Origin of the sequence: Desulfonatronospira sp. MSAO_Bac3 (assembly GCF_003838035.1) — a bacterium.
GTDB classification, from domain to species: Bacteria; Desulfobacterota; Desulfovibrionia; order Desulfovibrionales; family Desulfonatronovibrionaceae; genus Desulfonatronospira; species Desulfonatronospira thiodismutans.
Genome location: NZ_QYZY01000133.1, coordinates 1 through 6,415, shown reverse-complemented (window position 1 = coordinate 6,415; position 6,415 = coordinate 1). Strand labels below are relative to the sequence as shown.

Sequence of the window (6,415 nt, the reverse complement as noted above, 5' to 3'; positions counted from 1 at the left end):
GTTCCGGCCAAGGTGGCCAAGCAGCTGCTTAACTCCATTCCTGCGGATGAGCGCAAGAAAACAGCAGATCTGCTCAACTACCCGGCAGAAACCGCCGGACGGATAATGACCCCGGAATACGTGAGTCTCAAGGCTGACATGAGCGCGGAAGAGGCCCTGGAAAGGATCAGAAGTAAGCGCAAGAGCGCAGAGACCATATATGTGCTCTACGTGACTGATGCCAAACGCAGGCTTTTGGGGGTGCTCTCCCTGGGGGACCTGGTGACCGCGGACAAGGCCTCCAGGATCAGGGACATCATGAATGAAAAGGTGATCAAGGTGCACACCGAGACAGACCAGGAAGAGGCGGCTGTTCTGCTTAAGGAACGCGATCTCCTGGCTGTGCCGGTGGTGGACCGGGAAGAGCGCCTGGTGGGGATTATCACTGTAGACGATGCCATGGACATCCTGGAGGAGGAAACCACGGAAGACATCATGAGCAAGGCCGGGCTTGGCACCCTGACCAGACAGGAAACCGGGCGCAGCCAGCGCCTCATAGAAGGCCCGGTGTGGGACGTGTGGAAAGTGCGTCTGCCTTTCCTGGTCATTACCCTCATAGGGGGCATGCTGGCCGGTGCGGTCATAGATGCTTACGAAGCCACCCTGGAAGCCATTGCCGCAGTGGCCATATTTATACCTGTAATCATGGACATGGGCGGCAATGCCGGCACCCAGTCCTCGACCATATTTACCCGGGCCTTTGTCCTGGGACATATTAGCGTCAAGAGGTTCGGCTACCACCTGACCCGGGAAGCGGGCATAGGACTGAGCATGGGCGCAATGATGGGCCTGGTTGCCGGGATTATAGCGTCTGTCTGGCAGGGCGAGGCCAGTTTCGGCCTGGCAGTAGGCATCTCCCTGGCCCTGACCATGACCCTGGCCACAGCCCTGGGTTTTCTCATCCCGTTTATCCTGGTCAGGCTGGGCATGGATCAGGCCGCAGGCTCTGACCCGTTTATTACCACTATAAAGGATATATCCGGGCTGTTCATTTACTTCACCTTTGTCAGCATCTTCCTGGGACACCTGATGTAGCCAGTTATATGCGATTATGGATTTGTTGACGTTTTTGGTGCATCTGTTTAACTTTAACTCTGGTGAAAGATGTTATGCAGTGTCGTCGGCAGGCATAAGCTGATTCTAAAACAAGGAGGAAGCGATGCTGTCAAAACATTCCAGGGCTGAATTGTATAACAAGCTCTTTACCAGGCGTATGGAGATACTTGAAAAAAGCAAAGGCCTTAAAGACCAGTGGCAGGAAGGAAATTACGCTGAAAAAGAAATGGCTTCCAGGGCCCAGATGGACAATATGTACAGAAGTATCAATGCCCTGGACAGCCAGGCCCGCAGTGAGCTCAACCAAATCGACCATGCCCTGGACAGAATGATTATAGGCAATTACGGTATTTGCGAGTCCTGCGGTCAGGAGATTTCTGAGGCAAGACTGCAGGCCGTGCCATGGGCCAGGTATTGCCGCGTGTGTGTAAACAAGGCGGAAGAAAAGACAGGTCCTGATACTCAGGAGTGGGAGGAAAGTCCCCTGCCCGGGACAGGTTCCTGGGAATCAGTCTCTGCTGAAGAGTTTGAAGAGATGAGCGATGAGGAAATCCTGGAACTTGTGCACGAAAGGATACATGCAGATGCGCATATAGAGACCCATAATCTGGAGATATCCAGCATTGAGGGCATTGTCTATCTGAACGGGAGCATACCCAATGAACTGCAGCACAACCTCCTGATGGGCGTGTTGCAGGATATTCTGCCCCTGGAAAATATCAGGGATAATCTGCATATCGAGTCCCTGACTGGACTTGGATGGCATACCGGCGAGGAACTTCTTTACCGCCCGGATCAGATGGAAGAGGAGCTTTTTTTCAACCGGGATGAATAATAACAGGAGGTTGGCATATGCAGATACTGGTCCTTTACTATTCCAAGTCGGGAAATACGAGAAAGCTGGCCGAGGCTGTGGCCCGGGGCGTGGAGTCTGTGGACGGAGCTCAGGCAATAATCAAAAGCACTGCAGAGGTGACCAAAGACGACTTTCTCAAATGCAGCGGAGTCATTGCCGGTTCTCCTGTGTATTTCGGGGTAATGGCTGCAGACCTGAAAAGGGTTATAGATGAGTTCATAAGCCTGAGAAAAAAAATGGAAGGCAAGGTTGGTGCGGCTTTCGCCACTTCGGGTGATCCCACTGGCGGCAAGGAGACCACCATGTTTTCCATTATCCAGGCCCTGATGATCTATGGCATGGTTATTGTGGGCGATCCCATGAGTGCAACCGGGCATTACGGCACGGCCTGTGTGGGTGAACCCGACGACCAGACCAAAGAAAACGGAGCCAAGCTGGGCGCCCGGGTGGCAGAAATCGCCCTGAAGCTTGGAGTGTAGACGGTTTAAACTTTCCGTAGTCATTTAAAGGGGGTGGAACCAAGCAAGTCTGCCTATCTGGCAGCCGAGCAACGTCTTTCTGGCGTTCTTTATTCTTTAAAACCGTGTGTGCGGAGCACCTGTGTGAAGCCTGCAGGCTTCCCGTGCCAGAAAAGATTTTTTGGCGCTGGCAACTTCGTTGCCCACGGGCGGCTTTGCCGCTCACGGTTGAAGGGTAAGCCTGAAGACTATTCCAGTTTACTCTTGGTGGTGATTACTGGCACCCACTGAATGGTTACATCTTTCCTTCCAATCACGGGCGGAGCACGTGACTGGAAGGACTTTTTGCAGAAACATTTTCCAGATTTAATCCAGCCTGAACAACCTGCCGGGAATTGATCCTGACTGCCATAAACATCCTGCCCGCCTCTGGACCAAAATCAAGCCTTGCTATAGTATTGTGTTTTGCAGGTTGGCATTGCATGTAATGAAGTTGCCGGGGATCTGCGTCAAAGATTTTAACTGTACAAAAAGAGACCAGGATGTCTAAAGATAATCAAAAGCAAGGCCCGCATGTGCTGGGCCTGGATATTGGCTCGGTTTCCGCGGGCATGGTAGTCCTGGACCGGGGCGGAAACGTGGTGGAGACCTCGTACCGATTTCATCACGGCAACATCGCAGCAACAGTGCAGGGGATGCTGGACGGCCTGCATACCCGCGAGCCGGCTGCTGTGGCGGTCACGGACCAGACTCCCGGGTTTATCCGGGCAGATCATCGCTGCGACGACCGTGTGGCGGTGATTGAGGCCGCCAGACATCTGCACGGCCGGGTGGGAAGCATTCTGCATGTGGGCGGGGAAAAATTCGCCATGCTCTTTTTTGAAAACGGGCGGTACAAGGGGCTTAAGACCAACACCTCCTGTGCTGCCGGTACGGGCAGTTTTCTGGATCAGCAGGCCGGGCGTCTGAAGCTTTCCGGCATAGAAGAGCTGGCCGCCACAGCTGCATCAAGCCGGCAGGAACCGCCGCGCATCGCCTCCAGGTGCGCGGTGTTCGCCAAGACGGACCTTATCCACGCCCAGCAGGAGGGCTACAGCCTGGCGGCCATTTGTGACGGTCTCTGCCGTGGTCTGGCCGCCAATATCGCCAACACGGTATTCAAGCATGAAAAACCAGCCTCCCCTGTGATTTTCTGCGGGGGAGTGGCCAGAAACCAGGCCGTGGTGGAGCACATGGCTGCCATGCTGGGCAGCCGCCCGGTGGTGGACGACATGGCCCACCTGTACGGGGCCCTGGGGGCAGCAGTGCAGATGCTTGAGCGCAGGGTACCCGGAAATGAGCTTCTGGATGCCGGGTCGATAATCTGCACCGGAGAAGAGTCAAAACATTACGGCCATCCTCCCTTAGAACTGGTCCAGTCCCAGTATCCAGACTTTGACTCCAGGGAGTCCTTTGAATTTCACCCGGAACAGACCCCGGACGGGGATATGGTGGAAGTGGATATATATCAGGCCCTGGAGAAGGACCGCACATACCAAGTCTACCTGGGACTGGACATAGGTTCCACCAGTACCAAGGCGGTGTGGATGAGCCGGGATAAAAAGGTCCTGGCCGGTTTCTACACCAGGACCGCGGGCAGGCCGGTACAGGCCATGCAGGTCCTTTTCGAGGCCATGGAGCACGTGGCCCGGCAAAAGGGCGTGCATCTGCAGATCCAGGCCATGGGCACCACAGGGTCGGGACGCAAATTTGTGGGCGCCCTGGCCGGGGCGGACCTGGTCCTGGACGAGATAACCGCCCATGCCAGGGCCGCCCTGGAGCTGCACCCGGAGGTGGATACCATAATCGAGATCGGGGGCCAGGATTCCAAGTTCACTACCCTGAAAAACGGGGAAGTGACCTTCTCCATAATGAATACGGTGTGCGCCGCCGGAACAGGCAGCTTCATCGAGGAGCAGGCGGAAAAGCTGGGGATCCCCCTGCAGGAATACTCCGACAGGACCAGGGAGGTCAGCTCTCCCATTGCCAGCGATCGCTGCACTGTGTTCATGGAGCGCGATATCAATTATTACCTTGGCCGGGGCTACACCGTAAACGAGGTCCTTACCGCTGCCCTGCATGCTGTGCGGGAGAACTACCTGAACAAGGTGGCCGTGGAAAGCCTCATAGGGGAAGTGATCTGCTTTCAGGGGGCCACGGCCAAAAACCGGGCCCTGGTGGCCGCCTTTGAACAGCGCCTGGACCGCCCCATTCATGTCTCGGCCTTCTGCCACCTGACCGGAGCCCTGGGAGTGGCCCTGCATCTTGTGGACGAGGGTATCCGGCAGAGTGGTTTCCAGGGCCTGGAGCTGTACAGGCAGGAGATACCTGTACGCTCCGAGGTGTGCGGGTACTGCACCAATCACTGCAAGATAACCGTGGCTGACATGCCGGCCGGGCCGGTGGCCTTCGGGTTTTTATGCGGCAGGGACTACGATACCAGACATTACGTGGACAACAACCTGGCCGGCCTGGACCTTGTCCGCACCCATCGCGCTACATTTCCCGCCGGAAACCGGGTAGAGGACCCCGGCGCAGTCACCGTGGGCATCCCCACAGCGGTGTACATGAGAGAAGACCTGTCAATGTGGGTGGACTTCTTCAACCGCCTGGGCATGGCCACCATCACCGGGGACAAAGCGGTTCAGGAGGCCCTGAAGCGGGGCAAGGCCCTTACCGGGGCGGAATTCTGCGCCCCCATGACCGCCCTGCACGGCCAGGCTGAGGCTCTGGCCGGGCAGACCGACTATATTTTCCTGCCCTACTACCTGGAGCACCGGGACAAGGATGGGGAGAGCAGACGCCAGCTCTGCTATTATTCCCAGTATGCCCCGACCCTGGTCGCCTCCGTGGGAAATAATGTCCGGGACAAGCTGATTTCTCCAGTGCTCGAGTACCTGTATTCAAAGCTTTTCCAGCGCATGGAGCTTTTTCAGGCAGTAAGCAGCATGAACCCGGACAAGGGCTTTCTGGAGGTGGTCAGGGCCTTTGAAAATGCCAGGTCCGCCAGGGCAAAGGCCCGGCAGAAATGGCGCGGGACTTTCAATGAGCATTATTTTCAGGCCCGGGACATAAGTGTCATGCTGTTGGGCCGCCCTTACACCGTGCTGGACCCGGAGCTGAACAAGAAGATCCCGCAGATGTTCTCCAGGATGGGCATAAAGGCCTTTTTCCAGGATATGCTGAAACCAGGGGACAAGGAAGACTTCGACTCCAGGCCCTTTCTGGAAGAGCTGCACTGGAACTACGCCTCGGACATCATCAAGGCCACGGAAAAGGTGTGCAGCATGCAGGGGCTTTACCCGGTGCTCATGACCTCTTTTAACTGCTCCTCGGATTCCTTTATCCGGGATGTTTTTCAGGAGCTCATGGAAGGGGCGGACAAGCCTTATCTCATCCTGGAGATGGACGAGCACGGCTCCAGCGTGGGTTATGAGACCAGGATCGAGGCTGCGGTGCGCTCCTTTAAAAACCACGCCCGGCGTCAGCAGTCCCGTATTCCTGACCCAGCAAAGATAAACCCGGTCAAAGCAGACGGCATGTCCGGCAGGACCGTGCTTTTCCCCAACTGGGACCCCATTACCTGCAGGCTCCTGGTGGCCAATCTCAGGCGGGAAGGTATTGACGCGCACCTTCTGCCCGAGGGTGAAGAGGTGATAAAGCGCAGCATGCGCCTGAACAGCGGGCAATGCATCCCCATAAACGCCATAGCCCAGGAGTTTGTGGAGTATGTCCAAAGTAAGGACCTGGACCCGTCCCAGACAGTACTGTGGATGGCCCATGCCGAGATCGCCTGCAATATCCGCCTCTATCCCTACAGGCTGAAGCAGATGATAAGCTCATTCGGCCGGGACATGCACAGGGCAGGGGTTTATACAGGCAGCATCACTTTTGCAGATGTGTCCCTGAACGCGGCCATGCATGCCTATTTTGCCTTCATGTTCGGAGGCATGCTGCGCAGACTGGG

At 56.2% G+C, this 6,415-nt stretch carries 4 protein-coding genes; all 4 read left to right on the top strand.

Translation table 11 applies throughout. The annotated features are described in order from the left end of the window. The coding region (gene mgtE / locus D5S03_RS04795) for a magnesium transporter (protein ID WP_287042824.1) at positions 1-1,074 on the top strand (1,074 nt) is incomplete at its 5' end. A gap of 124 nt (positions 1,075-1,198) precedes the next feature. Further along, complete coding sequence (locus tag D5S03_RS04790) at positions 1,199-1,930, top strand: TraR/DksA C4-type zinc finger protein (protein ID WP_287042823.1); 732 nt, start codon at positions 1,199-1,201, stop codon at positions 1,928-1,930. A 17-nt stretch (positions 1,931-1,947) separates the two neighbouring features. Next, positions 1,948-2,430 carry a flavodoxin family protein gene (locus tag D5S03_RS04785; RefSeq protein ID WP_287042822.1) on the top strand — a complete coding sequence of 161 codons (483 nt, stop codon included), beginning with the start codon at positions 1,948-1,950 and terminating at the stop codon, positions 2,428-2,430. 521 nt (positions 2,431-2,951) lie between these two features. Then, the coding region (locus D5S03_RS04780; protein WP_287042821.1) for an acyl-CoA dehydratase activase at positions 2,952-6,415 on the top strand (3,464 nt) is incomplete at its 3' end.

Coding starts and splice junctions, on each gene's coding strand:
- D5S03_RS04790 (WP_287042823.1), top strand. CDS start 1,199: ATGCTGTCAAAACATTCCAGGGCTGAATTGTATAACAAGCTCTTTACC.
- D5S03_RS04785 (WP_287042822.1), top strand. CDS start 1,948: ATGCAGATACTGGTCCTTTACTATTCCAAGTCGGGAAATACGAGAAAG.